This is a genomic window from Herbaspirillum sp. 1130 (genome assembly GCF_017833835.1).
Taxonomy (GTDB): Bacteria; Pseudomonadota; Gammaproteobacteria; order Burkholderiales; family Burkholderiaceae_D; genus Herbaspirillum; species Herbaspirillum huttiense.
Genome location: NZ_JAFICQ010000007.1, coordinates 151,291 through 176,791, shown reverse-complemented (window position 1 = coordinate 176,791; position 25,501 = coordinate 151,291). Strand labels below are relative to the sequence as shown.

Below are 25,501 nucleotides of genomic sequence, written 5' to 3'. Positions count from 1 at the left end.
GGCTTTGATATGATGCCCCTCTCCCCGTTCCGGACCCTTCCCATGCGCCGCCTCCGCCCTGCCCTGCTGTTGCTGTCCTTGGCCTGCCTGTGCCTGGCGGCCTGCTCTCCGCGCTACAACTGGCGTGAAGCCAGCGACAACGGCGCGCATTTCGTGGTGCTCCTGCCCGCCAAGCCGGCCAGCGTGACGCGCCCGGTCGACCTGGACGGCCCCAAGGTCGACATGAGCATGACCGCCGCCGAAGTCGACGGCCTCACCTTCGCCGTGGGAACGGCCGAACTGCCCGATGCGGCCGCGGCCAACCGGGCGCTGGAGGCAATGCGCACCGCCCTGCTCAACAACATCGGCGGCCAGCCGCAGGGCACGCCGGTGTGGCCGGGCAAGACCACGGGCCTGGCGCGCACGCTGGACCTGGACGCGCGGGGCGTGTCCCGCGGCCGCCCTCTGCGGCTGGTCGCCCGGCTGGCGGTGCGTGAGCGGCGGGTGTACCAGATTCTCATCGTGGGGGAACTAAAGGCCTTCACCGAGGAAAATATTGAAACCTTTTTCAGCTCTTTCAAACCAACCTGAGCGGGGCCGAGCCGGATGACAATATTCCGGCTACCGGGGTATTCTTGTCCTGCCTGACTCTCCAAACAGGCATTCCCGCAGAAATGCGGATGCAGTCTGCAGCGCATTTCCAGCGCGCCCGCCTTGGCGGGCCTGCCCAAAAAACGTTATCAATCAAAGACCCTGAGGAAATATGCTGATTACCTTCAAATCAAAAGCGGCTGCCGATGTGGTGATGTATGAGTCGCACGCCAAACCCATTCTGGACCTGTTGCACAAGGATCCTGCCCGTGGCGTGATCACCGCCGCCGAGGCCGGTGACGCCATCACTCTGCTGGAACAGCAGATCAACGCCAGCAAGTCGCATGAAGCGGCCGAAGCGCTGGCGCGTGACGTCAACGCCCACCACAACGCCGACGTCGACGACCACAACCACGAAAAGATCGAGCCGGTCAGCTTCTCGGCACGCGCCTATCCGCTGCTGGACATGCTGCGCGAAGCCAAGAAGGGCAATTACGACATCCTGTGGGGCGTCTGATGCCCGCAGGAAGCCCGGACGCGTTGCGCTCCTGACACTTCCTGACGCTTGATTGCCTGCATCACCCTGACATACCCGCGCCGAACGGCTGCCGCGAACATCCACCGCGGCGGCCGTTTGTCCTTGTCGGGCGGCATTCTGCCGTGCCGGACCGACACTTGCACCACCCAAAATGCATCGCGCAGGTGTGAGCACCATTGGCCGCTGGTACACTGGCGGCCCGCGCCCCTTGCTCCGACCATTGCCGGGTTGCAATACGGGGTGCCGCCTTATCTTCCGAGCCAGCAAAGACGTGATCCAGATTTCTCTCCTCCCTCCCGGTGCCAAGGCCGATTCCCTGGCCTATCAGCTGGCCTATGCCGCCCAGGCAGTGGCCGCCGTACGCGCCGGCCACGCCCTGCCGCAGGCACTGGCGCAGATCTTCTCCCGCAGCGACGCCCCGCCGCCGGCACGCGGTGCCATCCAGGACCTGAGCTATCGCGCCATGCGCAGCCTGGGGCTGAGCGACAGCCTGCTGGGCCTGCTGGCCAACAAGCCACCGCAACCGGAGGTCCTGCACGGCCTGCTGGTGACGGCCCTGGCACTGCTGGTCAATGAAGAAGACGCGGGCTACGACAGCTTCACCGTGGTGGACCAGGCCGTCGAGGCCGCCGCCATCAGCCAGGAGATGAGTTTCGCCAAGGGCGTGGTCAATGCCATCCTGCGCCGCTTCCTGCGCGAACGCGCGACGCTCATGCCGCAGGCCACCAAGACCCCGCCTGGCACCTGGAATTATCCGACCTGGTGGATCGACCGCCTCAAGGGCGCCTATCCCGAGCAGTGGCAGGCCATCCTGCACGCCGGCAACCAGCCACCGCCGCTGACCCTGCGCGTGAACCGCCGCCGCGCCAGCGTGGAACAGTACCTGTCCACCCTGCAGCAGGCCGGCATCGGCGCACGTGCCGTCGGGCCCTACGCGGTGCGGCTGGACAAGCCGGTCCCGGTGCAACAGATCCCCGGCTTTGCCGAGGGCGTGGTCTCGGTGCAGGATGCGGCGGCCCAACTGGCCGCGCCGCTGCTGGAGGTAGCTGATGGCATGCGCGTGCTCGATGCCTGCGCCGCGCCGGGCGGCAAGACCGGCCACCTGCTGGAACTGGCCGACATCGAACTGCAGGCGCTGGACCACGATCCGCGCCGCCTGCAGCGCATCGCCGAAAACCTGGACCGTCTGCAGCTCAAGGCGCAACTGATCACCGGCGATGCCCGGGAAGATGGCTGGTGGGATGGCCAGGGCTTCGACCGCATCCTGGCTGACGTGCCCTGTACCGCCTCCGGCATCGTGCGCCGCCACCCGGATATCCGCTGGCTGCGCCGCAAGACCGACACCGCGCAGCTTGCAACACTTTCCGCGCAAATTTTGGACAAGCTTTGGCAGATGCTGCGACCGGATGGTAAATTGCTGCTCGTAACCTGCTCGCTGTGGCCCCAGGAATCGGAGCAGCAAGCGATCGCCTTCGCGCAGAAAAACCATGCCATCCGGCTGCCCGCTCCAGGTCAACTGCTGCCGACCGCCGGTGCCGATGCCGATCACGATGGCCTGTTCTATGCGCTGTTCCAAAAACCTGGTGCATGAATTTGACGCAATCGGCCCCCTTCCCCACTTCCACGTCCGCACGCCCGCGCGATGCCGGCTTCCCGCGGCTGCTGCGCGCGGCGCTGCAATGGCTGCTGGCGCTGCTGCTGGCCTGTTCCGCTCTGGCCGTCCAGGCTGCTGAAATCACCGTCAACCAGGCCGCCATCGAAGCCAGCGACGAAGGCTACCGGCTCTCGGTGTCCTATGACTTCGAATTGAATCGCGGCCTGGAAGATGCGCTCTCGCGCGGCGTGCCCCTGTACTTCACCACCGAGGTCCAACTGACCCGGCGGCGCTGGTACTGGTTCGACGAGACCAGCGTCGCGGCCACCCGCACCCTGCGCCTGTCCTACAACGTGCTGACGCGGCAATATCACACCGCCATCAGCGGCCAGCTGCAGCAGAGCTTCACCAACCTGGACGACGCGCTGACCCTGATCCGCCGTCCGCCACGCTGGATCATCGCCGACAACAACACGCTCAAGGCCGGCGAGACTTACCATGTCGGCCTGCGCATGCGGCTGGACGTGGCGCAGCTGCCCAAGCCCTTCCAGGTCAACGCGCTCAACAACAATGACTGGCGGCTGTCCTCCGACTGGATCGAATTCAACTACAAACCCGAATGAGCCGCACCTTACGCTATCTGCTGGTGGTCGGCGGGGGCGTCATCAGTGTCCTGCTGTTCCTGCTGGCGTCGGCCTCCGAGAATTCCGCCCTCTTCGAGCAGCACTATCCGTGGCTGCTGTTCCTCAACGGCCTGGCGGCCATTTCGCTGCTGGGCCTGGTGCTGCTGCTGCTGGGCCGGCTCTACAAACGCTACCGGCGCGGCAAGTTCGGCTCCAAGCTGCTGGCGCGGCTGGTGCTGATGTTTGCCCTGGTGGGCATCGTGCCGGGGGCGGTGATCTATCTGATGTCGGTGCAGTTCGTGTCGCGCTCCATCGAATCCTGGTTCGACGTGCGCATGGAAGCGGCGCTGGAATCGGGCCTGAACCTGGGCCGCAATGCACTGGACTCCTCGCTGTCGGACCTGGTCTCGCGGGCGCGCGGCATGGCCCAGGAGCTCTCCGACATGAGCGACTCCGAACAGGTGACCTACCTTTCGCGCCAGCGCGACCAGAACATGGAGATCACCATCGCCAACGCCAATGGCCAGGTGATGAGTACGGTGGGCGGCTCCATCGGCTCGCTCACGCCCATCCTGCCCAGCAGCCAGGCGATGCGCCAGGCGCGGGTCTCGCGTGCCTTCTCGGCGGTAGAAAGCGATGACACCCGCCCCCCCAGCGGCTCCGATACCGACGGCAACCTGCGGCTGCACGTGGTGGTGCTGGTTCCGGCTCCCAGCCGCGGATTGTCGCTGCAGAATGAAACGCGCTACCTGCAGATCCTGCAGCCGGTCCCGGATTATCTGGCCACCAACGCCGAGACGCTGCGCCTGGCCTACAACGAGTACCAGCAACGTTCCGTGTCGCGCTCGGGGCTGCGCAAGATCTATCTGGTGACGCTGACCCTGACCCTGCTGCTGGCCATTTTCGCCGCCATCGCCAGCGCTTTCCTGATCGCCAGCGACCTCGCCAAGCCACTGCTGCTGCTGGCCGAAGGTACCAAGGCGGTGGCCGAAGGCAACCTCTCGCCGCGCCCCATCGTCAGTACCTCGGATGAGCTGGGCACGCTGACCCAATCCTTCAACACCATGACGCGCCAGCTGCTGGAAGCGCGCACCTCGGTCGAAAAGAACCGGGCCGAACTGGAAAACGCCAAGGCCTATCTGGAATCGGTGCTGGCCAACATGTCGGCCGGGGTGATGGTGCTGGACGGGCAATTCAACATCGTCAGCGCCAACGATTCGGTGCGCCGCATCCTGGGCTACGACTTCTCGGCCAACATCGGCACGCCGCTGCAAACCATCGACAGCCAGGCACCGTTTGCCCAGGCAGTCATCCGCGCCTTCTCCGAACAGCTGGCCCAGCACAGCAGCGAAGGGGCCGACGGCCTGCACTGGCAGCGGCAGTTCGAACTGTCGCGCCAGCCCGGCGCGGTGCTGGATGCCGGTGACGAGCAAGGCGGCAAGCCCGACCATGACAAGCTGACCTTGCTGGCGCGTGGCTCGCACCTGCCGGTGGAAAACGGCGTCGGCTACGTGGTGGTGTTCGATGACATCAGCAACGTCATCTCGGCCCAGCGCTCGATTGCGTGGGGTGAGGTGGCGCGCCGCCTGGCGCACGAGATCAAGAATCCGCTGACCCCCATCCAGCTCTCCGCCGAACGCCTGCAGCATCGCCTGGCCGACAAGCTCATGCCGGCCGATGCCGCCATCCTCGACAAGGGCACCACCACCATCGTCAACCAGGTCACCGCCATGAAGCGCATGGTCGACGACTTCCGCGACTACGCCAAGACCCCGCCGGCCAAGCCGGTGGCGCTCGATCTGAATGCCCTGATCGAGGAAATCCTCAACCTCTACCTGGCCGGCGATGGCCGCGACGTGATCCATGCGCGCCTGGCCCCGGTAATGAGCAAGGTCATGGGCGACGCCACCCAGATGCGCCAGGTCATCCACAACCTGCTGCAGAATGCCCAGGATGCCGTGACCGATGACGGCCAAAGCGCGCCGCGCATCGACGTGCTGACCGAACAGATCGACATCGCCGGCACCGACGGCCAGCGCCGGCCGGCCGTGCGTTTGTCGATCATGGATAACGGTCCCGGTTTCTCGCCGACCATCCTGGCGCGTGCCTTCGAACCCTACGTCACTTCCAAGGCCAGAGGGACCGGCCTGGGACTGGCGATGGTCAAGAAAATCGTCGAGGAACATGGCGGTCGCATCGATATCCAGAATCGGACCGATGGCCGAGGCGCAAAAATTGTAATTTTGCTGGTAAAGTTAGCACCTATTGATTAAGAGACAGTTTTCTCAGGAAACCGTCCCCAGGGTCAAGATTCGACAGCAAGTCGCCGGGAGGGACCCGGCAGTTCATCAAGGCACGCTCGCTAACGCCGCGTCGAGCGCGCCGGCCCGGAACAAGATCGAAAACTTGGACAATGAACTAGCAGCGAGGAAAGCAGCACATGGCTAACATCCTGGTCGTCGATGACGAAATGGGTATCCGCGAATTGCTCTCAGAAATTCTGGGCGATGAGGGGCATGTCGTGACCACTGCGGAAAACGCGCAGCAGGCACGCGAGCTTCGCCAGGCCGGAGTCCCCGACCTCGTGCTGCTCGACATCTGGATGCCCGACACCGACGGCGTCACGCTCCTGAAGGAATGGCAACGCGATGGCCTGTTGACCATGCCGGTCATCATGATGTCCGGCCACGCCACCATCGACACTGCCGTCGAGGCCACTCGCATCGGCGCACTGAACTTCCTGGAAAAGCCGATCGCGCTGCAAAAGCTGCTCAAGGCCGTGCAGCAAGGGCTGTCACACAGCCGCGAAGCGGTGCGTCCGGCCAGCTATCGCCCGGCCCCGGTGGCCGCCGTGGCCAATGGTGCAGCCGACGGCCTGCACACCCCCGAACACGTCGCCCCGGTGGCCACCTACGCGCCCGCATTGGGCAGCGAACCGCTGCATCACGGCACGCCGGCCGCGGCACCCTTCGGACAGGTGGCCGACAATGCCGCCAATATTTCCTTCGACCTGCCGCTGCGCGAAGCCCGCGATGCCTTCGAGCGCGCCTACTTCGAATACCACCTGGTGCGCGAAAACGGCAGCATGACGCGCGTGGCCGAACGTACCGGCCTGGAACGTACCCACCTCTACCGCAAGCTCAAGCAGCTCGGCGTGGAACCGGGCAAGCTGGCGCGCAAGAATCACTGAGCCGCACCGGCATGAATACCAGGACAACGGGATCGCAGCGCGGTCCCGTTTCTTTTGGTAGTCTGATCACGTTTTGGGGGCAGTCCGCCACAGGGGTGTGGCGGCGTCAGAAATTTCCTGATGTTCTTTTACGTCCGACAGCGGCATGCTGAAGGCGTGATGAGGCTTGCCAGGCCGCAACCCGGCCTGCTGCAACGCGATGAACTTCCAGGCAGGCTTGTCATCTATCTTCTGCAGGTGACGGTGCATCATGAAGAAACATGCAAGATTTCGTGCATGCGGAAAGGCAATACGGCAGGCATCAAAGTTTTTCGGACAAACTGCCGTCAACAGACTCAGGAACGCAAGCGACGCGGCGTTGCCCGAGGGAGCTGTATCGAAGTAGCAGAGATGCACACGAGGCGCGGCCCAGGTGAAGGGTCTTGAAATTTACGGTGAAGGCGCCACTTCCTTTTCGAAGCAGTATTCCAGCATAAGGAGTCACTATGAACCTGATCTACAACAGTGAGCAGTACAGCGTCGTCGAATTCGGTGCCGATTCCGACCACGAAGCCCTGCGCTTCGGCGGCTACGAGATCATGGACAAGTCCGGCCAGCGTGAAATCTACATCGATGGCCCGGCGGCCGAACTGTTCCGCAAGGATGTCCAGGAACTGATCGCGTCCGAACCCACCATGGACGATATCGACAACTTCCTGAGCCGTTACGACGTGATGATGCGTCATCCCATGACCTTGCACTGATCGGGTCAAGCACTCCCGCTTTACAGGCAATGACGCCGCGCCCCCCGCGCGGCGTTTTCTTTTGGTCAGCTTGCCATCAGCGGCGCGCACGCGGCGTCCATTAAAATGGCGTTTTGCCGCCTTGACCACCTTGTCGTGAATTCATCCCCCATCAGCAGCGCCCAGACCGGCGTGCATGAGCATCTGGCCACCCTGGTGGCGCGCCACGCCGATCCCTCCCATCCGTTCCGCAAACCCGTCACCGATTACAACCAGCGCGCCTTCGATGCCAGCATGGCGGCCTGGCGCGCCGCAGGTGAGCCGCCGCTCATCCTCGATACCGGCTGTGGCGTGGGCTTGTCGACGCTGCACCTGGCGGCGCGCTACCCGGATCATTTCGTCATCGGCATCGACCAGTCGGCCGACCGCCTGGCCCGCAACACGCATTGGGATGGTCCGGAACCGGCGAATCTCTGCTTCGTGCGCGCCGACCTGGTCGATTACTGGCGGCTGGCGCATGAAACCGGGCTGCGGCCGGCGCGGCACTACCTGCTCTACCCCAATCCCTGGCCCAAGATCGGCCACCTGGCCCGGCGCTGGCAGGGCCATCCGGTGTTTCCCTTCATCGTGGCGCTGGGTGGACAGCTGGAATGCCGCAGCAATTGGCAGATTTATGTCGAAGAATTCACTTCGGCCCTGAACCAGCTATCTGGCGGCACTTTCCGCACTGAAGCCTGGCAACCCGATCAGCCCATCACGCCCTTCGAGCGCAAATATCTCGCCTCAGGCCACACGCTGTGGCGCGTCGCAGCCGATCTGGATGCGCAGGCACTGACGGACCGCCGCGCATGACGCTCCCCGTCATCGCCCTGGTCCTGGCCGCTGCGCTGCTGCACGCTTCCTGGAACGCCCTGCTCAAAAGCAGCCACGACCGCCTGGCGTCACTCTCGCTCATGACCCTGGGCGCGGGGCTGGGCGCGATCCCGCTGGTGCTGTGGCGACCGTGGCCGCAAGCGGAGAGCTGGTTCTACATCCTGCTCTCGGGCCTGCTGCACACCGGCTACAACCTGTTCCTGATCCGCGCCTACCGCATTGGCGACTTCGGCCAGTCCTATCCGATTGCGCGCGGCTCCTCACCCTTGCTGGTGGCGCTGGGGGCGGCGGTCTTTGCAGGCGAGCAGTTGGGCATCTATACGGTGATCGGCATCGCCCTGGTCTCGCTGGGCATCGTCAGCCTGGCCAACCTGCGCGCCATGCGCCGGCGCGAGCACCTGTCCGGCCCGCTGGCAGCCCTGGCGACCGGAGCCTTCATCGCGGCCTATACCATCACCGACGGCATCGGCGCGCGGCTGGCGGGCGACGCCATCGCCTATGCGGGCTGGCTGTTCGTCGCCGACAGCATCCCGCTGGCCCTGCTCTACCAGTACAAGCATGGACGCTCGCCGGTGGTGCTCTCGCACAAGGACACCTGGATCGGATTGGCGGGCGGCGTCATGTCGCTGCTGGCCTATGGCATCGTGATCTGGGCCGTGACGCTCGCCCCCATGGGCATGGTCTCGGCGCTGCGTGAGACCTCGGTGCTGTTTGCGCTCCTGATCGGCACGCTGTTCCTGGGCGAGAAGCTGACGCTGCGGCGCGTGCTGTCCTGTGCGGTCATTGCGGCAGGAGCCATCGTGCTTGGGGCGCATCACTGAGCCTGCAACGAAAAACGCCGGGATTGCTCCCGGCGTTCTCGTTTGCGGCGCACTGCGTGATGGCTTACAGCACCTTGCGCAGGAAATCGCGCGTGCGCTCATGGACCGGTTCACCCAGCACCTGCTGCGGCGGACCTTCTTCCATGATGACGCCCTGGTCGATGAAGAAGACCCGGTCCGCCACTTCACGCGCAAAACCCATCTCGTGCGTGACCACCACCATGGTCATGCCTTCTTCGGCCAGCTGCTTCATGACGGTCAGCACTTCGCCCACCAGTTCCGGGTCCAGCGCGGAGGTGGGTTCATCGAACAGCATCACCTTCGGTTCCATGGCCAGTGCGCGGGCAATCGCCACGCGCTGCTGCTGGCCACCGGAAAGCTGGTTGGGGAAGGCATCGATCTTGTCCAGCAGGCCGACCTTCTGCAGCAGCTTCTCGGCCACCAGGACCGCGTCGCGGCGCGACAGCTTCCGGACCTGCATGGGCGCCATGATCAGGTTTTCCAGCACCGTCATGTGCGGGAACAGGTTGAAGCGCTGGAATACCATGCCCAGCTCCGCGCGCAAGGCATTCAGGTTGACCTTGGGGTCATTGAGCTTGACGCCTTCGATGAAGATGTCGCCATCGCTGACTTCTTCCAGCCCGTTGAGGCAGCGCAGGAAAGTGCTCTTGCCCGAGCCCGAGGGCCCGATCACGCACACCACTTCACGCGCGCGGATCTCGCAATCGATGCCGCGCAGGATGTGCGCCTGGCCGAAGCGCTTCTGCAGTTGATTGACCTTGATCATCGTGCTCATCGTGCATCTCCCTTGCCGTAACGTGCTTCCAGATGGCGTACCAGCGCCGCCAGCGCCAGCGTGATGACCCAGTAGATCACCGAGATGGTCAGGTACGGCTCCCAGTAACGCGCGTAGGCACCGGAGACGGTACGCGCCGCGTAGGCCAGTTCAGCCAGGCCGATGGCCGAGGCCAGCGAGGAATCCTTGACGATGGCAATGGCATTGTTGCCCAGCGGCGGCAGCATGCGGCGGAAGGCCTGCGGCAGCACCACGCGGCGCAGCGTGCCCAGGTAGCTCATGCCCAGCGAGCGCGAGGCTTCGCTCTGGCCACGGTCGATGGACTGGATGCCGGCGCGGAAAATTTCCGACACATACGCGCCCGAGTTGAGCGTGATGGCCAGCACCGCCGAGGCGAAAGCACCGTAGTGCGAGCGGATCTCGCGCGCCAGGTCACCCGAGAGGATCAGGCCGCCGCTGGGGTTGATCAGCATCGGCATGAGCGCGAAGTGGATCAGCAGGATCTGCACGAACAGCGGCGTGCCGCGCAGGAAGCTGACGTAGAAGCGAATCGGCCACTGCACGCAGTAGCACAGGAAATATTTCCAGAAACCATGGCGTGCTTCGGCCAGGCGGCCCACGCCCAGCACCAGGCCCCAGCAGGTGCCGGCGATCACGCAGATGATCGCGGCCTTGAGGGTCATCCAGGTGCCTTCGACGAACAGCGGCGCGTATTCGCCGATGATTTCCCATTGGAAGAAGGAATGCATGATGAATCCGTTCAAACGGAGGTGTTGAGAAAAGCGGAGAAGCGGAAAAAAGCGGAACAGGCGATACCGGCGAACCCGGCAACACCAGCAGCCCACCCCGCAAGACGGCACGGGGCGGCGCTTTCAGGCGAGTGCCCGGCCTCTGGGCCGGTGCACCGGAAGGCTTACTTCAGCGGCAGGGTCGGCACTTCGCCGTCGAACCAGGTCTTGTAGATCTTGGCGTAGGTGCCATCGGCGACGATCTGCTTCAGGCCGGCGTTGATCTTGTCCAGCAGTTCCTTGTTGCCCTTCTTGACGGCGATGCCGAAGTACTGGCGCACGAACTTGGTGTCACCGACCACCTTGAATTTCTTCTCGGGATGGCTCTTGATGTAGAACTTGATCACGCCCACATCGCCCACGGCCGCATCAACGCCACCGCGATACAGTTCTTCCAGCATCAGCACGGTGTTGTCGAAGCGGTGGATGGCGGTGCTGGCCTTGCCCAGTTCTTCGGAGACCACGATGTCACCGGCGGTGGAATTGACCACGGCCACTTGCGTCTTCTTCAGGTCGGCCAGCGAGGCGATCTTGGCATCGGCGTTGGTGATGATGACTTGTTCGGCCGGGAAGTACGGCAGCGAGAAGTCGACCATCTGGGCGCGCTTGTCGGTGATGGTGATGCCGGAGATGATGATGTCGCGGTCACCCTGGCCGAGGGTGGCGAAGATGCCTTCCCAGGGCGTGCTCACCAGCTGGATCTTGAAGTTGGAGGCCTGCGAGATGGCCTTGATCAGGTCGATGTCGAAGCCGACCAGTTCCTTCTTCGGGGTTTCGAATTCGAAGGGGCGATAGGTACCGCCGGCGCCGACCACGTAGGTCTGGTCAGCTGCGAAGCTGCTGCCGGCAGCACAGGACAGGGCCAGCGCGCTGGCGGCCACGGTGAAGAATTTCTTGAGAGACATGATGACTTCTTTCTGACGGAGGAGTAATCCGGGAGAGCAAGATGCGTGCGCACCCCGCTGTCGCCCCCGGCGTGCGAGCGCTTCCCGGTACGCGGGAATGCGGGGTGATTACCCTGCACCCGCCCACCGGACGCGACAAAACCCTGAATGATCGGGCATTGCCCGCAATCCTTCAACCTCCAATTGCAGACGATGAGAGCCATCAGCCAAACTCAGCGAATCAGTGTGGATTTTCCGAACAGACTTTCGACCAGGTCCACCACCACCTCCGCCGTCTGGTTGCGCACATCGCAGGCCGGGTTCAATTCCATCACATCCAGTGAAGCGAGGCGGCCGGTATCGGCGATCATCTCCATGCATAGCTGCGCCTCGCGATAGGTCGGCCCGCCCAGCACCGCAGTGCCCACCCCTGGTGCCAGTGCGGCATCGAGGAAATCCACATCGAAACTCACGTGCAGATGGGTCTCCGGGCCCATGCCGGCCAGCGCCTCCTGCATGGTGGCGCGCATGCCGTATTCATCGATGTGGCGCATGTCGAAGACGCGCACGCCCAGTTCGCGCAGGTGGCGCTTTTCTTCACGGTCCACGCTGCGGATGCCGATCTGGCAGATCTGCTGCGGCTGCATGGCCGGCGTCTGCCCACCCAGGCGAATGAGCGCTTCGGGCCCCACCCCCAGCAGACAGGCCACCGGCATGCCGTGGATATTGCCGGTCGGGGTGGACTGGCTGGTGTTGGCATCGGCATGGGCATCCAGCCACAGCACGCGCAAGTCCTTGCCATGCGTGCGACAGTGACGCGCCACGGCAGTGATCGACCCGACCGCCAGCGCGTGGTCGCCGCCCATGAGCAGCGGGACTTCACCCTCGGCCAGGCTGCCCGATACGGCATCGAAGACGGCCTGGTTCCACTGCACCACCTGTTCCAGATGGCGCAAGCCCTGTACCGGCGGCTGCTGCGGATTGGCCGGACCGCCCAGGTCACCGCCATCGATGACTTCCAGTCCATGCTGCTGCAGGCTGCGCTGCAGCTCGGCCACGCGCAGGGCGGCCGGTCCCATGGAGGCACCACGGCGGCTGGCGCCCACATCGGTGGGGGCGCCCATCATCCTGATCTTGTTCATGCGTTTGCCTGCTCCTTGTAGGGAAGAACGGGGATGGCCAAGCCATACAAGTCCTTGGGGTTGTCCAGTACGGGGACCAGATCGATCTGCTGCGCGTGATGCGCATCGATATGGTCATCCAGGTAGCGCAGCGCCGAGAAATCCTCCAGCGCGAAACCGACCGAATCGAAGACCGTCACCTCATGGGCATCGCGGCGGCCTGCTGCCTTGCCGGCCAGCACTTCCCACAGTTCGGTCACCGCAAAGTCCGGCGGCATCTGCTGCACTTCCCCTTCGATACGCGATTGCGGTGCGAATTCCACCACCACGCGCGCTTTCTCCAGCACGCCGCGATGCAGTTCGGTCTTGCCGGGGCAATCGCCGCCGACCGCATTGAGGTGCATGCCCGCTTCGATCATGTCCGGATGCACGATCACGGCCCGGCGCTTGTCGGCCGTCACGGTGGTGACGATGTCAGCCCCCGCCACTGCCTCGGCCGTGCTGCGCGCACGGATCAGGCGCAATGCAGGCCAATCGCGCAGATTACGCATCAGCTTGTCCGTGGCGGCCGGGTCGACATCGAAGAGCCGCATTTCCGTGATGCCCAGCCGGGTATGGAAAGCGATGGCCTGGAACTCCGCCTGCGCACCATTGCCGATGAGCGCCATGCTGCGGCTGTCCGGGCGCGCCAGATGATGTGCTGCAAGTACCGAGGTCGCCGCCGTGCGCAAGGCCGTGGTCAGTGTCAGTTCCGACAGCAGGCGCGGATAGCCGCTGGCCACCTCGGCCAGCACGCCAAAGGCGGTGACCGTCAACAAACCCTGCGCCGTATTGGCGGGATGGCCGTTGACGTACTTGAAGGCATACCAGCGTCCATCCGAAATGGGCATCAGCTCGATCACCCCGCGCGCCGAGTGGCTGGCCACGCGCGCGCTCTTGTCGAATTGCGGCCAGCGCAGGAAGTCCTCGCGCAGATACTGCACCATGCCACCGATCACCTCCGGCAAGGGATGCGTGGCCAGATGGGCTTGCAGGTCCGACGTTCCGATGTACTTGACCATGATGCATCAGCCTCTTGTGCAAAGGCTGCCTCGGCAGTGGCGATGGATGAAATCTTATCCACAACCAAGCGAAACAGGCTTTCGTTTTTCGTCATGATTTGCCATGATGACGAAATATTATTTCGTCGCGATGAATCTCATGGACAAGATCGACATCAAGATCCTGGAACTGCTGCAAGCCGACGGCCAGATCAGCAACGTCGACCTGGCCGAGCGCATCCACCTCTCGCCACCGCAGTGCATGCGGCGCGTGCGTGCGCTGGAGGAGCAGGGCGTGATCCGCCGCTATGCCGCCCTGGTGGCACCGGCCGAGGTCGGGCTCAATGTCACGGCCTTCGTCTCGCTGTCGCTGGACCGGGCGCAATTCAAGCAGGTGCGCGCAGTGGAAAAGGTGATCAAGGCCTTTCCTGAAATCGTCGAGTGCTACACCATCTCGGGCGACTTCGATTACCTGCTCAAGGTAGTCTCGCAGGATCTCAAGAGCCTGTCGCACTTCCTCACCGACCGCCTGATGCAGGTCCCCGGCGTGGCCGGGCTGCGCTCCATGATCTGCCTGGAAGAGGTCAAGCCGACCTCGCCACTGCCCATCACCCTGCCCCCGCGATAGGTCCGGGCACTCCACAAAAAAACAGGGCCGCCCCGAAGGACGGCCCTGTTTCTGCATCACGCGGCGTGTGCCATGCCGCTCAGATCTCCACCTTGGTGCCCAGCTCCACCACCCGGTTGGCCGGGATGTGGAAGAAGTCCGACGGCTTGGCACCGTTCTGGTACATCCAGGCGAACAGGCGCTCGCGCCACAGCGACATGCCCAGCAGCTTGCTCGGCACCACCGTGTCGCGCGCCAGGAAGAAGGAGGTATCCATCAGGTCAAAGTGATGGCCGAACTGCTGCTCGGTCAGCGTCATGACCTTCTGCACTTCCGGTGCTTCCTTGAAGCCGAAGGCGGCGCGCAGCAGGTAGACGTCGCCGCCCAGGTCCTTCATGGTCAGGCGCTCGCTGTCGGCCACGTAAGGCACGTCCCAGATGCTGATTTTCAGGAAGAACACGCGCTCATGCAGGATGCGGTTGTGCTTCAGGTTGTGCAGCAGCGCGACCGGGACGGTAGCGATGTTGCCGGTCATGAAGACGGCGGTCCCGCCCACGCGATGCGGCGGATGCGCCAGCAGGCCTTCGATGAAGGGCTCGATGGGAATGCCGTCATCCTTGATGCGCATGCGCAGCAGCATGCGGCCCGAGTACCAGGTCATCAACAGGAAGAAGGCCGCGCCGCCGATGACCAGCGGGAACCAGCCACCCTCGGTAAGTTTGAGCAGGTTGGCCGCGAAGAAGGCCACGTCGACCGCCATGAAGCAGCCGATGGCCACCACCACGGCCGGCATGCGCCACTTCCAGATGTGGCGCATCACCACGCCCAGCAACATGGTGGTAATCACCATGGTGGTGGTCACGGCCACGCCATAGGCGGCGGCCAGGTTGTCGGATTTCTTGAAGGCCAGCACCACAGCGACCACCAGCACCAGCAGCATCCAGTTGATCAGGGGAATGTAGATCTGGCCCTGTTCATCCTCGGAGGTATGCAGGATGCGCATGCGCGGCACGAAGCCCAGCAGGATGGCCTGGCTGGTCAGCGAGAAGGCCCCCGAGATCACCGCCTGCGACGCAATCACGGTGGCGCAGGTGGCCAGCACCACCATGGGCAGCACCAGCGGATCGGGGATCATCAGGTAGAAGGGATTCTTGATCGCATCCGGATTGGCGATCAGGTTGGCGCCCTGGCCGAAGTAATTGATCAGCAGCGACGGCATGACCGTAAACAGCCACGCGTAGCGGATCGGCTTGATGCCGAAGTGGCCCATGTCGGCATACAGCGCCTCGGCCCCGGTCAGCACCAGCACCACCGAGCCCAGTACGATGAAGGCCTGCAGCGAATGCTCGGCCATGAAATGCACGGCGTAATACGGATTGATCGCCACCAGCACCTCGGGCGCCTTGACGATGTTGTAGAGGCCCAGCAGCGCCAGCGAGAAGAACCACAGGAACATCACCGGCCCGAAGAAGCGGCCCACCACGCTGGTGCCATGCCGCTGGATCAGGAACAGGATCACCACGATCACCAGCGTGAGCGGAATGACCGCATGCGCCGTACTCGGCGCGGCGATCTCCAGCCCTTCCACCGCCGAGAGCACGGAGATGGCCGGCGTGATGACGACGTCGCCATAAAACATGCAGGCACCGAAGACGCCCAGCATCATCAGCAGCTTGGCGCGCGGCGAACCTGAGATGGCTGAGCGCAGCGACAGCGCCATCAGCGCCAGCACGCCGCCTTCGCCGTTGTTGTCGGCGCGCAGCACGAACATCACGTACTTGATGGTGACCACGATGGAGATCGACCAGAACAGCATCGAGATGATGCCCAGCACTGCGCCCGGAGAAAACGCGATGCCGTGGTCGGGGCTGAAACATTCCTTCAATGCGTACAGCGGGCTGGTACCGATATCGCCGAACACCACACCCAGCGCGGCCAGGGTAATCAGGTGGAATTTGGTCGACCGGAGGGAAAGGCCTGAATTGGTATGAGATGAACCCATCTTGCTCCCTTTGCTTCTTCAAATAGAGTGCCGGCGGACAGGTTCTGGGGGCAGACGCCACCCTCGGCGGGGAGGGCTGGCCACTGTCCGGGCAGGACGCGTACTTTAGCGCACTCTACCCGTGGTGCGCTCAAAATGCCGCAGACGTCACCCTGACGTTGCGCGCGCGCCTCTCGCCTGGCTTGCGGAACTTGACAGCCGCGCACGGACGCGGTTCCGGAATTGCACTGCCGCAAAAACCTTCATATCGCCTGGAACCGGCGTGGGACTAGGCTTTTCGGCCTATACAGCGGCCGCATATCGATATGCGGTAATCGAGTTTTTCTTTCTCCTCTGCCCTTTATATACTCCGAACGAATAAAGAACCGCGTTTTACCACCATGACGGTTCTAAGCCGAAGCCGCACATCCACTGCCGGATTCTCCACTGAAGCCGGCCGACCTCCACCGCACAGGACACCATGACTACACGACTCTCTTCCAAAGGGCGCCTGCGGCGTCTCTTTACCACCACCCTGGCGCTGTCGCTGCTGGGCGCCCCGCTGATGGCGCGCGCCGAAGGCCAGCTGCGCATTGCCGAGCAGTTCGGCATCGTCTACCTGCTGTTGAACGTGGCCCAGGACCAGCAACTGATCGAAAAACACGGCAAGACCGCCGGGGTCGACATCAAGGTGGAGTGGCTCAAGCTCTCCGGCGGTTCGGCCGTCAATGATGCCCTGCTCTCGGGTTCGGTCGATATCGCCGGCGCCGGCGTGGGCCCGCTGCTGACCATCTGGGACCGTACCTATGGCAAGCAGAACGTGCGCGGCGTGGCCTCGCTGGGCAACTTCCCCTACTACCTGGTGAGCAACAATCCCAAGGTCAAGACCATCGCCGATTTCGGCGACAAGGACCGCATCGCCGTGCCTGCGGTGGGCGTGTCGGTGCAGTCGCGCGTGCTGCAGCTGGCCTCGGCCAAGCTGTGGGGCGACGCCCAGTACAACAAGCTGGACAAGATCAGCATCGCCGTGCCGCACCCGGATGCGACTGCGGCCATCATCAGCGGCGGTACCGAGATCACGGGCCACTTCGGCAATCCGCCATTCCAGGAACAGGAACTGGCCGGCAACCCCAACGCGCACATCGTGCTGAAGTCCTATGACGTGCTGGGCGGCCCCTCCTCGGCCACCGTGCTGTACGCCACCGAGAAATTCCGCAAGGACAATCCCAAGACCTACGGTGCCTTCCTCGGCGCCCTGGATGAAGCGGCCAAGTTCATCAGCGCCAATCCCGAGAAGGCGGCCGACATCTACCTGAAGGTCAACAAGGGCAACACCGACCGCAAGCTGCTGCTGCAGATCATCAAGAACCCGGAAGTGCAGTTCAAGATCGCCCCGCAGAATACCTATGGCCTGGCCGAGTTCATGCATCGCGTGGGGGCCATCAAGAACAAGCCGGCCTCGGTGAAGGATTACTTCTTTGATGATGCGCACGTGCAAGGGGGCAGCTGAAATGGCTTTTTCGCTGAAATCATATAAATCATTTGCAGCCATGCTGGCCGGCGTCATCGCGCTGGGCAGCGCAGCCTCTGTCCACGCCGAAGGCACGATCCGCATCGCCCAGCAATTCGGCATCGGCTACCTGATCCTCGACGTGGTGCAGGACCAGAAGCTGATCGAAAAATACGGCAAGCAGGAAGGCGTGGACATCAAGGTCGAGTGGACCAGCCTGTCGGGCGCCACCGGCATGAACGAAGCCCTGCTGGCCGGCGCCCTGGACGTGGTCTCGGCCGGTGCGCCGCCGGCCCTGGTGCTGTGGGACCGCACGCGCGGCCGCCAGAACGTCAAGGCGATTGCCTCGCTGGGCTCCATGCCCAACTACCTGCTGAGCAACAATCCCAAGGTCAGGACCATCAAGGACTTCAGCGACAAGGACCGCATCGCCGTCCCGGCCGCAGGCGTCGGCTTCCAGTCGCGCACGCTGCAGATCGAGACCGCCAGGGTGTTCGGCAAGGAAGACTTCAAGCGCTTCGACAGCATCAGCGTGAGCCTCTCGCATCCGGATGCCACGGCGGCCCTGATCGCGGGCGGCTCGGAAATCAATGCGCACTTCTCCAGCCCGCCCTTCCAGTACCAGGCGCTGGAAAACAAGAACGTGCACAAGGTCATCAGCTCCTACGACATCATGGGCGGCCCGGCGACCTTCAACGTACTCTACACGACGCAGAAATTCCACGACGAGAATCCCAAGACCTACCGCGCCTTCTACAAGGCGCTGGTGGAAGCGGCCGAGTTCGTGCGCAACAACAAGGCCAAGGCGGCCGATACCTTCATCCGCGTGCAGAAGTCCAAGCTCTCGCCGGAGTTCGTGCGCAAGATCGTGGAAGACCCGGAAATCAACTTCACCGTCTCGCCCGAGCGCACCTTCGTCTATGCCGAGCAGCTGCATGCGCTGGGCGTGCTGAAGAATCGCGCCAGCAGCTGGAAGGATTACTTCTTCGAGGAAGCGTATGCACAACCCGGCAGCTGAAACCGCCAGCGTGAGCGCCGCAGCCAGCCTGCAGCCGCTGCTGCAGGTGGACCGCGTGAGCCTGCAATACCGTACCGCCACGGCCGTGGTGCAGGCCACGCATGAAGTCAGTTTCGACGTGCATCCGGCGGATCGCTTCGTGCTGCTGGGCCCGTCGGGCTGTGGCAAGTCCAGCCTGCTCAAGTCGGTCGCGGGCTTCCTGCCACCGGCTGGCGGCGAGATCCGTCTCGACGGCCAGGTGGTGCATCAGCCGGGGCCGGACCGCATCGTGGTGTTCCAAGAATTCGACCAGTTGCCGCCGTGGAAGACGGTGCTGCAGAACGTGATGTTTCCGCTGCTGGCCTCACGCACGCTGGGCAAGCGCGAAGCCGCCGAGCGCGCGCGCCATTACCTGGAGAAGGTGGGCCTGGCGCGCTTTGCCGATGCCTATCCGCACACGCTCTCGGGCGGCATGAAGGCACGCGTGGCGATTGCCCGCGCGCTGGCGATGCAACCCAAGATGCTGCTGATGGATGAGCCCTTCGCCGCCCTCGATGCGCTGACCCGCCGCAAGATGCAGGAAGAATTGCTGGCGCTGTGGGATGAGGTGCGCTTCACCCTGCTGTTCGTGACGCACTCCATCGAAGAAGCACTGGTGGTGGGCAACCGCATCCTGCTGCTCTCGCCCCATCCGGGCCGCGTGCGCGCCGAGATCAACAGCCATCAATACGACTTGTCCAGCCTCGGCGGCGTGGGCTTCCAGCAGACCGCACAGCGCATTCACCGCCTGCTCTTCGATGAAGGCGGCGAGAACAGCGCGGCCAGCACAGCGGCACCGGTCATCAATTTCAGCGATGTCCGTTTTTCTTACTAAAGACCGAAATACGCCATGCCCCAGACTCCCCCTATCCGCGACGAATACGAACTGCCGCTGACTCCCCTGCCCGGCCTGGTGCTGCAGCGCCAGTTCTCGCTGCCGCAACGCATCTGGCAACAGGGCTGGGTGCGCAAGGGAGCCATCCTGCTGCTGCTGGCGTTGATATGGGAAGGCGTCGCGCGCTGGCAGAACAATGACCTGCTGCTGCCGACTTTCCTGCAGACCGCCCAGGCCTTCATCGATGGCCTCAAGACGGGCGAGCTGTTCGGCAAGACCTGGCTGTCGCTGCAGGTGCTGCTGAAGGCCTATCTGCTGGGCATCGTGGCGGCCTTCGTGCTGACCACGCTGGCGGTGTCGACGCAATTCGGGCGCGACCTGCTGGGTACGCTCACCTCGATGTTCAACCCGCTGCCGGCCATTGCGCTGCTGCCCATCGCCCTGCTGTGGTTCGGGCTGGGCGAAGGCAGCCTGATCTTCGTGCTGGTGCATTCGGTGCTGTGGGCGCTGGCGGTCAATACCTATGCGGGCTTCCTGGGCGTCTCGGACACCCTGCGCATGGCCGGCCGCAACTATGGCCTGCGCGGCCTGGGCTTCGTGCTGCAGGTACTGGTGCCGGCCGCCCTGCCCTCCATCCTGGCGGGATTGCGCATCGGCTGGGCGTTCGCATGGCGCACGCTGATTGCTGCAGAACTGGTGTTCGGTGCCACCAGCGGCAAAGGCGGACTGGGCTGGTACATCTTCCAGAATCGCAACGAACTCTATACCGACAAGGTCTTCGCCGGGCTGGCCATGGTGATCCTGATTGGCCTGCTGGTAGAGAACCTGGTCTTCAATACGCTGGAACGCGTGACCGTAAAGAAGTGGGGCATGCAGCGCTGAGCGCGCTGCACGCCAGGCTGGCTGTTGCTCAGGAGTTAGTTGCGTTTTCGGACTTACAGCAGCGACAGCTGGTTGGGATCCTCGCGCCGCCGCGATTGCGCCTTGCGGCGCGGGTCGATGACCTGGCCGATATCGCGGCCTTCGGTGGAAATGCCCTCGATGGCCAGCAGCAGTTTCTTGACGTGCAGTCCGCCGGCAAAGCCGGTCAGTTCGCCGCCGGTACCGATGACGCGATGGCAGGGCGCGATGATGGAAATGGGATTGCGGCCATTGGCAGCACCCACGGCGCGCACCGCCTTGTCGTTGCCGAGCTGGCGCGCGATATCGAGATAGGTGCGGGTCTGTCCATAAGGGATGTCGAGCAGGGCCGACCATACCTGGCGCTGGAATTCGGTGCCTTCAAAATGCAGCGGGATATCGAAGCTCTCGCGTTCACCGGCAAAATATTCGCGCAGCTGATGTTCGGTTTCGATCAGGACCGGACGGTCTTCATCTTCCACCATCTCACCCAGGCGCACGCGCAGGGCATCGTCGTCCTCCCACAGGATGGCCGCCAGGTGATCCCCCTTGGCCACCAGCTTGAGCAAACCGGCCGGGGAGGCCATCAGCTTGTACGCGTATTCCATTGGCATCTCGTTTGTTGCGTTGAGGGGGCTGATTCTACTGTGTCGGCAGCGAGATGGGGAGGCATTCTCCCAATGAAAACAGGGCACCGCTTTTCAGCAGTGCCCTGCACGTGAGGATGCTTCGCTTCACACCGTCAACACCGAATGCCCGCTCTCGTTGAACGCGTCATACACCCGCGTGCATACGCGGCAAAACAGATGGCTGCGCTTGACATGATGGTGCCGCAGCACCAGCTGCAGCGCCACGCCTTCGCAATGCGGGCAAGCCTCGCGCATCGGGCCCACCGGCGTGACCTCGGCGGCCAGGAAGCCGTTGGGGGTCATGATGCCGTCCACGACTTCGCGCGGATCCAGTTCCACCAGTTTCAACAGCAGGGGTGTGGTGCGCTGGTGGTAGCGCGCGCGTTCGCGCGGGGGAACGAGGGGACTGAAGGGCAGGGGCGGGGACGATCGGACATCCGGTTGCCGGGTGGCCATGCTCATGGGTATCTCCTGGGTGAGAACTGCTGAGACTGTTCGGATCTGCGTGAGAAGGAAGGGCGCGCGCCACTTCCGGGTGCCGCATCCGCGCTGGCTGTTGTCTCCTGGTGGAAGCAGCTGGCGGCGCGACGAGTCTTTACTCTAGTCGGCGCAGCGACGGACTTCAATGGCCACTCGCAAAGAAATTTTGTGTTGTCTGGACTGCAATTGCTCAGGTACTGGTTATCATCGGCCAGGCAAAAAATTACGCGACGGATTTTCGAATTTGCAAGCAGAACGGCCCACGACTTTGCTTTCGCGGCATCCTGAGCGGCTGCATGCCCGAACTGCTACAAATCACCCCATTGGCTCTACAATCTCAGCATGACAACGCTCAACGACATCGAAGCCGCCGCCCTGCGGCTGCAAGGCCAGATCCTGGAGACACCCTGTGTGGAATCGCGCACGCTGTCCCAGATCGTCGGCGCCCAGGTCTTCCTGAAATTCGAAAACCTGCAATTCACCGCCTCCTTCAAGGAACGCGGCGCCTGCAACAAGATGGTCGACGTCGCCGCCAGCGAAGGCGGTGCGCGCGGCGTGGTGGCCATGTCGGCGGGCAACCATGCGCAGGGCGTGGCCTATCACGCACAGCGGCTGGGCTTGCCAGCCACCATCGTGATGCCGCGCTTCACGCCCGGCGTGAAGATCGAACGTACACGCGGCTTCGGTGCCAATGTCGTGCTGCATGGCGACACCCTGGAAGCGGCCCGCACCCACGCCTACGAACTGGCCGAGAAAGAGGGCCTGACCTTCGTCCACCCCTATGACGACGAAGCCATCATCGCCGGCCAGGGTACGGTTGCGCTGGAGATGATGAAGGCGGTGCCGGACCTGGATTGCCTGGTGGTTTCCATCGGCGGTGGCGGCCTGCTGGCCGGCATGGCCGTGGCCGCGCGTGCCATCAAGCCGGAGATCGAGATCGTGGGCGTGCAGACACGCCGCTTCCCGACCATGGTCAATGCCGTCAAGGGTACGGAACACCCGGTCGGTGCCAGCACCATCGCCGAAGGCATCGCGGTCGGCACGCCCGGCACGCTGACCCGCGCCATCATCGCGCGCGAAGCCGACGAGCTGCTGCTGGTCGATGAAGGCGATATCGAACAGGCCGTGCTGATGCTGCTGGAAATCGAAAAGACCCTGGTGGAAGGGGCGGGTGCCGCCGGACTGGCCGCGCTGGTGCGCTATCCGGACCGCTTCCGCGGCAAGCGCGTGGGACTGGTGCTGTCGGGCGGCAACATCGATCCGCTGTTGCTGACGGCCATCATCGAACGCGGCATGGTGCGCGCCGGACGGCTGGCCCGAGTCAAGGTCAGTTCACGCGACGTGCCCGGCACGCTGGCGCGCATCACCGGCATCGTCGCCGAGGCCGGTGCCAACATCGACGAAGTCCACCATCAACGCGCCTTTACGCTCCTGGCCGCGCAAAACGTGGATATCGAACTGGTGCTGCAAACCCGTGGCCGTCCGCATCTGGCCCAGGTGCTGCAAGCCTTGCGCGCGGCCGGCTTCGAGGCCGAAGAGCTGCACTGACCGCCAGCCTCGCCGCCGCGCCGGATCCCGGATTCAGCGGCGGCGATGGAACCGGATCTTCTGTTCCAGCGGCGGCAGGGCCTCACCGCTATCGCCACAGCCATCACACGCACCGCCACTACAGCCACCGCTCTTGGCGGGCGGCAGCCAGCGCCGGCCAAGGGCCTGCCACATCCCCGCACGACGACGTATCAACCAGCTCGCCAGCCGCGCCTGCCAGCGCCAGCTTGCCGAGGGTGCCAGCTTGCGCAGCATGTAGAGCGCACTGGCCGTCACCAGCGCGGCAATGACCGCGTATTGCCACCACAGCGTGTGATTCATGCCAGCCACCTCGCGATGTTGTAGGTCAGGAAGGACGCGGCATAGGCCAGTACGAACATGTAGCCGAAGGACAGCGCCACCATGCGCCAGGACTGGGTCTCGCGGCGGATGATGGCCAGCGTGGACATGCACTGCGGCGCAAAGGCGAACCACACCATCAGCGACAGCGCACTGGCCAGCGAGATATGCGCAGCCAGCGCGCTTTGCAGCGCCGCGCCTTCTTCACCGCCCACCGCATAGACGGTGGCCAGCGTGGCCACGGCGGTCTCCCGCGCGGCGAAGGCGGGGATCAGCGACAGGCTGATCTGCCAGTTGAAGCCCAGCGGAGCGAACAGCATTTGCAGGCTGTGGCCGATATAACCGGCGATGGAATAATCGATGGCGGCGCGGGTCGCGCCCTCCGGTGCCGAGGGGAAAGTGCAGATGGCCCACATCAGTACCGTCAGCGCCAGCATCACGCCGGTCAGGCGCTTGAGGAAGATGGCACCGCGTTCCCACAGGCCCAGCGCAATGTCGCGCCAATTCGGCAGGCGATAGGAGGGCAGCTCCATCAACAGCGCGCGCTCCTGGCGCGCATTGCCGATGCGCTTGGCCACCCAGGCCACCAACATGGCGGCGGCAATCCCCGCCACATAGAGACAGAACAGCGCCAGCCCCTGCAGGTTGAAGATCCCCAGCACCGGACGATGCGGAATGAAGGCACCGATCAGCAAGGCATACACCGGCAGGCGCGCCGAACAGGTCATCAGCGGCGCGACCAGAATGGTCGCCAGCCGGTCACGCGGATCGGTGATGCTGCGCGTGCCCATGATGCCGGGAATGGCACAGGCGAAGCTGGAAAGCAGGGGAATGAAGCAACGTCCCGACAAGCCCACCGAGACCATCAGCTTGTCCAGCACGAAGGCCGCGCGCGGCAGGTACCCGGACTCCTCCAGCAGCAGGATGAAGAAAAACAGCACCAGGATCTGCGGCAGGAAACCCAGCACCGTGCCCAGCCCGGCCAGCAGGCCATCGGTGACCAGCCCGCGCAAGGGCCCCTCCGGCAGCCACTCGCCGACCACGCCGCCGAGCGTGCCGAAACCATCGGCAATGGCGTCCGTCATGGGCTTGCCGATGGCATACACCGCCTGGAACACCAGGAACATGGTCAGCGCCAGCAACAGCACCCCGAAGACCGGATGCAGCGCCACGCGGTCGATCGCATCATCGCGGCGATCGGTCGGGGCCGGCATCACCACGGTATCGGCCAGCAGCGCGCGCACTTCCACGTGCAAGTCATCCGGTTCTTCGGCGGCCGGGGAGGGCACGGGGGCCTGCGTATCGATGGCCGCCACCAGCGCGCGCGTGCCGCCGCGCCTGACCGCGATGGTCTCGATGACCGGCATGCCCAGCCGCTGCGACAGCGCCGCCACGTCGATGCGGATACCGCGCCGGGCGGCTGCATCCATCATGTTCAGCGCCAGCACCATGGGCCGGCCCAGGCGGCGTACTTCCAGCACGAAGCGCAGGTGCAGGCGCAGGTTGGTGGCATCGGCCACGCAGACGATCAGGTCCGGCACCGTCTCGCCGGGATAGCGGCCGGCCAGCACCGCCTGCGTCACGCGTTCATCAGGGCTCACCGATTGCAGGCTGTAAGCGCCCGGCAGGTCCATCACACGTACATGGCGTCCGGAAGGGGCGGTGAAGGCACCCGACTTGCGCTCCACGGTCACGCCCGCGTAGTTGGCGACCTTCTGGCGCGCGCCAGTCAGCTGATTGAAGAGGGCGGTCTTGCCGCAATTGGGATTGCCCACCAGGGCGATGTTGAGGGCGGCGCTGCTCATGCCGCCGCTCCAGCAGCCAGCGTCACGCGCTCGGCTTCGGCTCGGCGCAGGGCAAATCGCGTCGAGCCGATCTGGACCACGATGGGATCGCCGCCAAAGGGTGCGCTGGCTACCACCCGCACCGGTTCACCGCGCACGAAACCGAGGTCGCGCAGGCGCGCGGCCACGGCATCGGCGGGTTGAAGGTCAGTCACCTGGTCGACGATGGCACCGACCCCCTTGGCTAGTTCAGTAAGACGCATGGTTTTTCTTCTGATCAGGATTCAGGAAC

The 25,501-nt window shown here is 64.0% G+C and carries 27 protein-coding genes; 15 read left to right on the top strand and 12 right to left on the bottom strand.

Annotation, left to right across the window (positions count from 1 at the left end; genetic code table 11):
* The first annotated feature begins 42 nt into the window (after window positions 1–42).
* From JOD78_RS26335 to JOD78_RS26310, 6 genes are all read left to right on the top strand, one after another.
* Window positions 43–570 carry a hypothetical protein gene (locus JOD78_RS26335; RefSeq protein ID WP_134137610.1) on the top strand — a complete coding sequence of 176 codons (528 nt, stop codon included), beginning with the start codon at window positions 43–45 and terminating at the stop codon, window positions 568–570.
* A 172-nt stretch (window positions 571–742) separates the two neighbouring features.
* The gene (locus JOD78_RS26330) at window positions 743–1,087 is read left to right on the top strand and encodes a DUF1840 domain-containing protein (protein ID WP_039790503.1); all 345 of its coding nucleotides are present in this window, start codon (window positions 743–745) and stop codon (window positions 1,085–1,087) included.
* A 292-nt stretch (window positions 1,088–1,379) separates the two neighbouring features.
* Window positions 1,380–2,699, top strand: coding sequence for a 16S rRNA (cytosine(967)-C(5))-methyltransferase RsmB (rsmB, locus tag JOD78_RS26325; protein ID WP_121037248.1), 1,320 nt, complete (start codon window positions 1,380–1,382; stop codon window positions 2,697–2,699).
* A complete protein-coding gene (locus tag JOD78_RS26320; RefSeq protein WP_227022836.1) occupies window positions 2,696–3,325 on the top strand; it encodes a DUF4390 domain-containing protein in 630 nt (209 codons plus the stop codon). Before rsmB ends, JOD78_RS26320 begins: the two co-directional genes overlap by 4 nt.
* Window positions 3,322–5,598 carry an ATP-binding protein gene (locus tag JOD78_RS26315; protein WP_209569963.1) on the top strand — a complete coding sequence of 759 codons (2,277 nt, stop codon included), beginning with the start codon at window positions 3,322–3,324 and terminating at the stop codon, window positions 5,596–5,598. Before JOD78_RS26320 ends, JOD78_RS26315 begins: the two co-directional genes overlap by 4 nt.
* A 167-nt stretch (window positions 5,599–5,765) precedes the next feature.
* On the top strand, window positions 5,766–6,515 hold the full coding sequence (locus tag JOD78_RS26310; RefSeq protein WP_134137614.1) for a response regulator: 750 nt from the start codon (window positions 5,766–5,768) through the stop codon (window positions 6,513–6,515).
* 66 nt (window positions 6,516–6,581) lie between these two features.
* Here JOD78_RS26310 and JOD78_RS26305 read toward each other — a convergent pair whose 3' ends face one another.
* Complete coding sequence (locus tag JOD78_RS26305; RefSeq protein WP_204726254.1) at window positions 6,582–6,911, bottom strand: hypothetical protein; 330 nt, start codon at window positions 6,909–6,911, stop codon at window positions 6,582–6,584.
* Window positions 6,912–7,000: 89 nt separating this feature from the next.
* On the opposite strand from JOD78_RS26305, the gene JOD78_RS26300 reads away from it, so the two are divergent.
* The 3 genes from JOD78_RS26300 (at window position 7,001) to JOD78_RS26290 (ending at window position 8,931) form a co-directional block, all read left to right on the top strand.
* A complete protein-coding gene (locus JOD78_RS26300) occupies window positions 7,001–7,258 on the top strand; it encodes a DUF3567 domain-containing protein (RefSeq protein ID WP_034332163.1) in 258 nt (85 codons plus the stop codon).
* Window positions 7,259–7,393: 135 nt separating this feature from the next.
* Window positions 7,394–8,089 carry a methyltransferase domain-containing protein gene (locus JOD78_RS26295; protein ID WP_209569961.1) on the top strand — a complete coding sequence of 232 codons (696 nt, stop codon included), beginning with the start codon at window positions 7,394–7,396 and terminating at the stop codon, window positions 8,087–8,089.
* Window positions 8,086–8,931, top strand: a complete 846-nt coding sequence (locus JOD78_RS26290) for a DMT family transporter (protein ID WP_209569959.1) — start codon at window positions 8,086–8,088, stop codon at window positions 8,929–8,931. The genes JOD78_RS26295 and JOD78_RS26290 overlap by 4 nt, the downstream gene beginning before the upstream one ends.
* A gap of 64 nt (window positions 8,932–8,995) precedes the next feature.
* On the opposite strand, the gene JOD78_RS26285 is transcribed toward JOD78_RS26290, so the two are convergent.
* From JOD78_RS26285 to JOD78_RS26265, 5 genes are all read right to left on the bottom strand, one after another.
* Window positions 8,996–9,718, bottom strand: a complete 723-nt coding sequence (locus JOD78_RS26285; protein WP_034332173.1) for an amino acid ABC transporter ATP-binding protein — start codon at window positions 9,716–9,718, stop codon at window positions 8,996–8,998.
* 5 nt (window positions 9,719–9,723) lie between these two features.
* On the bottom strand, window positions 9,724–10,476 hold the full coding sequence (locus JOD78_RS26280; RefSeq protein ID WP_034332175.1) for an amino acid ABC transporter permease: 753 nt from the start codon (window positions 10,474–10,476) through the stop codon (window positions 9,724–9,726).
* Window positions 10,477–10,640: 164 nt separating this feature from the next.
* Window positions 10,641–11,420 carry a basic amino acid ABC transporter substrate-binding protein gene (locus JOD78_RS26275; RefSeq protein WP_034332167.1) on the bottom strand — a complete coding sequence of 260 codons (780 nt, stop codon included), beginning with the start codon at window positions 11,418–11,420 and terminating at the stop codon, window positions 10,641–10,643.
* 212 nt (window positions 11,421–11,632) lie between these two features.
* Window positions 11,633–12,541, bottom strand: a complete 909-nt coding sequence (rocF, locus tag JOD78_RS26270; protein WP_209569957.1) for an arginase — start codon at window positions 12,539–12,541, stop codon at window positions 11,633–11,635.
* Window positions 12,538–13,581: an ornithine cyclodeaminase gene (locus JOD78_RS26265; RefSeq protein WP_209569955.1), complete on the bottom strand. Its 1,044-nt coding sequence runs from the start codon at window positions 13,579–13,581 to the stop codon at window positions 12,538–12,540. Before JOD78_RS26265 ends, rocF begins: the two co-directional genes overlap by 4 nt.
* A 130-nt stretch (window positions 13,582–13,711) precedes the next feature.
* On the opposite strand from JOD78_RS26265, the gene JOD78_RS26260 reads away from it, so the two are divergent.
* Window positions 13,712–14,188 carry an Lrp/AsnC family transcriptional regulator gene (locus JOD78_RS26260; RefSeq protein WP_039790529.1) on the top strand — a complete coding sequence of 159 codons (477 nt, stop codon included), beginning with the start codon at window positions 13,712–13,714 and terminating at the stop codon, window positions 14,186–14,188.
* A gap of 79 nt (window positions 14,189–14,267) precedes the next feature.
* On the opposite strand, the gene JOD78_RS26255 is transcribed toward JOD78_RS26260, so the two are convergent.
* The gene (locus tag JOD78_RS26255; RefSeq protein ID WP_121037275.1) at window positions 14,268–16,169 is read right to left on the bottom strand and encodes a potassium transporter Kup; all 1,902 of its coding nucleotides are present in this window, start codon (window positions 16,167–16,169) and stop codon (window positions 14,268–14,270) included.
* A gap of 460 nt (window positions 16,170–16,629) precedes the next feature.
* On the opposite strand from JOD78_RS26255, the gene JOD78_RS26250 reads away from it, so the two are divergent.
* The 4 genes from JOD78_RS26250 to JOD78_RS26235 are packed head-to-tail and all read left to right on the top strand — an operon-like array spanning window position 16,630 to window position 20,411.
* Complete coding sequence (locus JOD78_RS26250; protein ID WP_121037278.1) at window positions 16,630–17,658, top strand: ABC transporter substrate-binding protein; 1,029 nt, start codon at window positions 16,630–16,632, stop codon at window positions 17,656–17,658.
* 40 nt (window positions 17,659–17,698) lie between these two features.
* Window positions 17,699–18,676: an ABC transporter substrate-binding protein gene (locus tag JOD78_RS26245; protein ID WP_209569954.1), complete on the top strand. Its 978-nt coding sequence runs from the start codon at window positions 17,699–17,701 to the stop codon at window positions 18,674–18,676.
* On the top strand, window positions 18,657–19,529 hold the full coding sequence (locus tag JOD78_RS26240) for an ABC transporter ATP-binding protein (protein ID WP_121037285.1): 873 nt from the start codon (window positions 18,657–18,659) through the stop codon (window positions 19,527–19,529). Before JOD78_RS26245 ends, JOD78_RS26240 begins: the two co-directional genes overlap by 20 nt.
* A 15-nt stretch (window positions 19,530–19,544) precedes the next feature.
* Window positions 19,545–20,411, top strand: a complete 867-nt coding sequence (locus JOD78_RS26235; RefSeq protein ID WP_039782903.1) for an ABC transporter permease — start codon at window positions 19,545–19,547, stop codon at window positions 20,409–20,411.
* 53 nt (window positions 20,412–20,464) lie between these two features.
* Here JOD78_RS26235 and JOD78_RS26230 read toward each other — a convergent pair whose 3' ends face one another.
* Together JOD78_RS26230 and JOD78_RS26225 are read right to left on the bottom strand one after the other, a co-directional pair.
* Window positions 20,465–21,037 (bottom strand): methylated-DNA--[protein]-cysteine S-methyltransferase, encoded by a 573-nt coding sequence (locus tag JOD78_RS26230; RefSeq protein WP_034332298.1) that lies wholly within the window; start codon window positions 21,035–21,037, stop codon window positions 20,465–20,467.
* 126 nt (window positions 21,038–21,163) lie between these two features.
* A complete protein-coding gene (locus tag JOD78_RS26225; RefSeq protein ID WP_039782899.1) occupies window positions 21,164–21,520 on the bottom strand; it encodes a hypothetical protein in 357 nt (118 codons plus the stop codon).
* 360 nt (window positions 21,521–21,880) lie between these two features.
* Between JOD78_RS26225 and JOD78_RS26220 the strand changes: the two genes are divergently transcribed.
* The gene (locus tag JOD78_RS26220; RefSeq protein ID WP_034332296.1) at window positions 21,881–23,086 is read left to right on the top strand and encodes a threonine ammonia-lyase; all 1,206 of its coding nucleotides are present in this window, start codon (window positions 21,881–21,883) and stop codon (window positions 23,084–23,086) included.
* Between the two features lie 33 nt (window positions 23,087–23,119).
* Here the strand turns inward: JOD78_RS26220 and JOD78_RS26215 are convergent, their stop codons facing one another.
* The 3 genes from JOD78_RS26215 to JOD78_RS26205 are packed head-to-tail and all read right to left on the bottom strand — an operon-like array spanning window position 23,120 to window position 25,472.
* Window positions 23,120–23,407, bottom strand: a complete 288-nt coding sequence (locus JOD78_RS26215) for a DUF6587 family protein (RefSeq protein ID WP_209569952.1) — start codon at window positions 23,405–23,407, stop codon at window positions 23,120–23,122.
* A complete protein-coding gene (locus tag JOD78_RS26210; protein ID WP_209569950.1) occupies window positions 23,404–25,230 on the bottom strand; it encodes a ferrous iron transporter B in 1,827 nt (608 codons plus the stop codon). The genes JOD78_RS26215 and JOD78_RS26210 overlap by 4 nt, the downstream gene beginning before the upstream one ends.
* The gene (locus JOD78_RS26205; protein WP_034332290.1) at window positions 25,227–25,472 is read right to left on the bottom strand and encodes a ferrous iron transport protein A; all 246 of its coding nucleotides are present in this window, start codon (window positions 25,470–25,472) and stop codon (window positions 25,227–25,229) included. The genes JOD78_RS26210 and JOD78_RS26205 overlap by 4 nt, the downstream gene beginning before the upstream one ends.
* Window positions 25,473–25,501 lie beyond the last annotated feature (29 nt).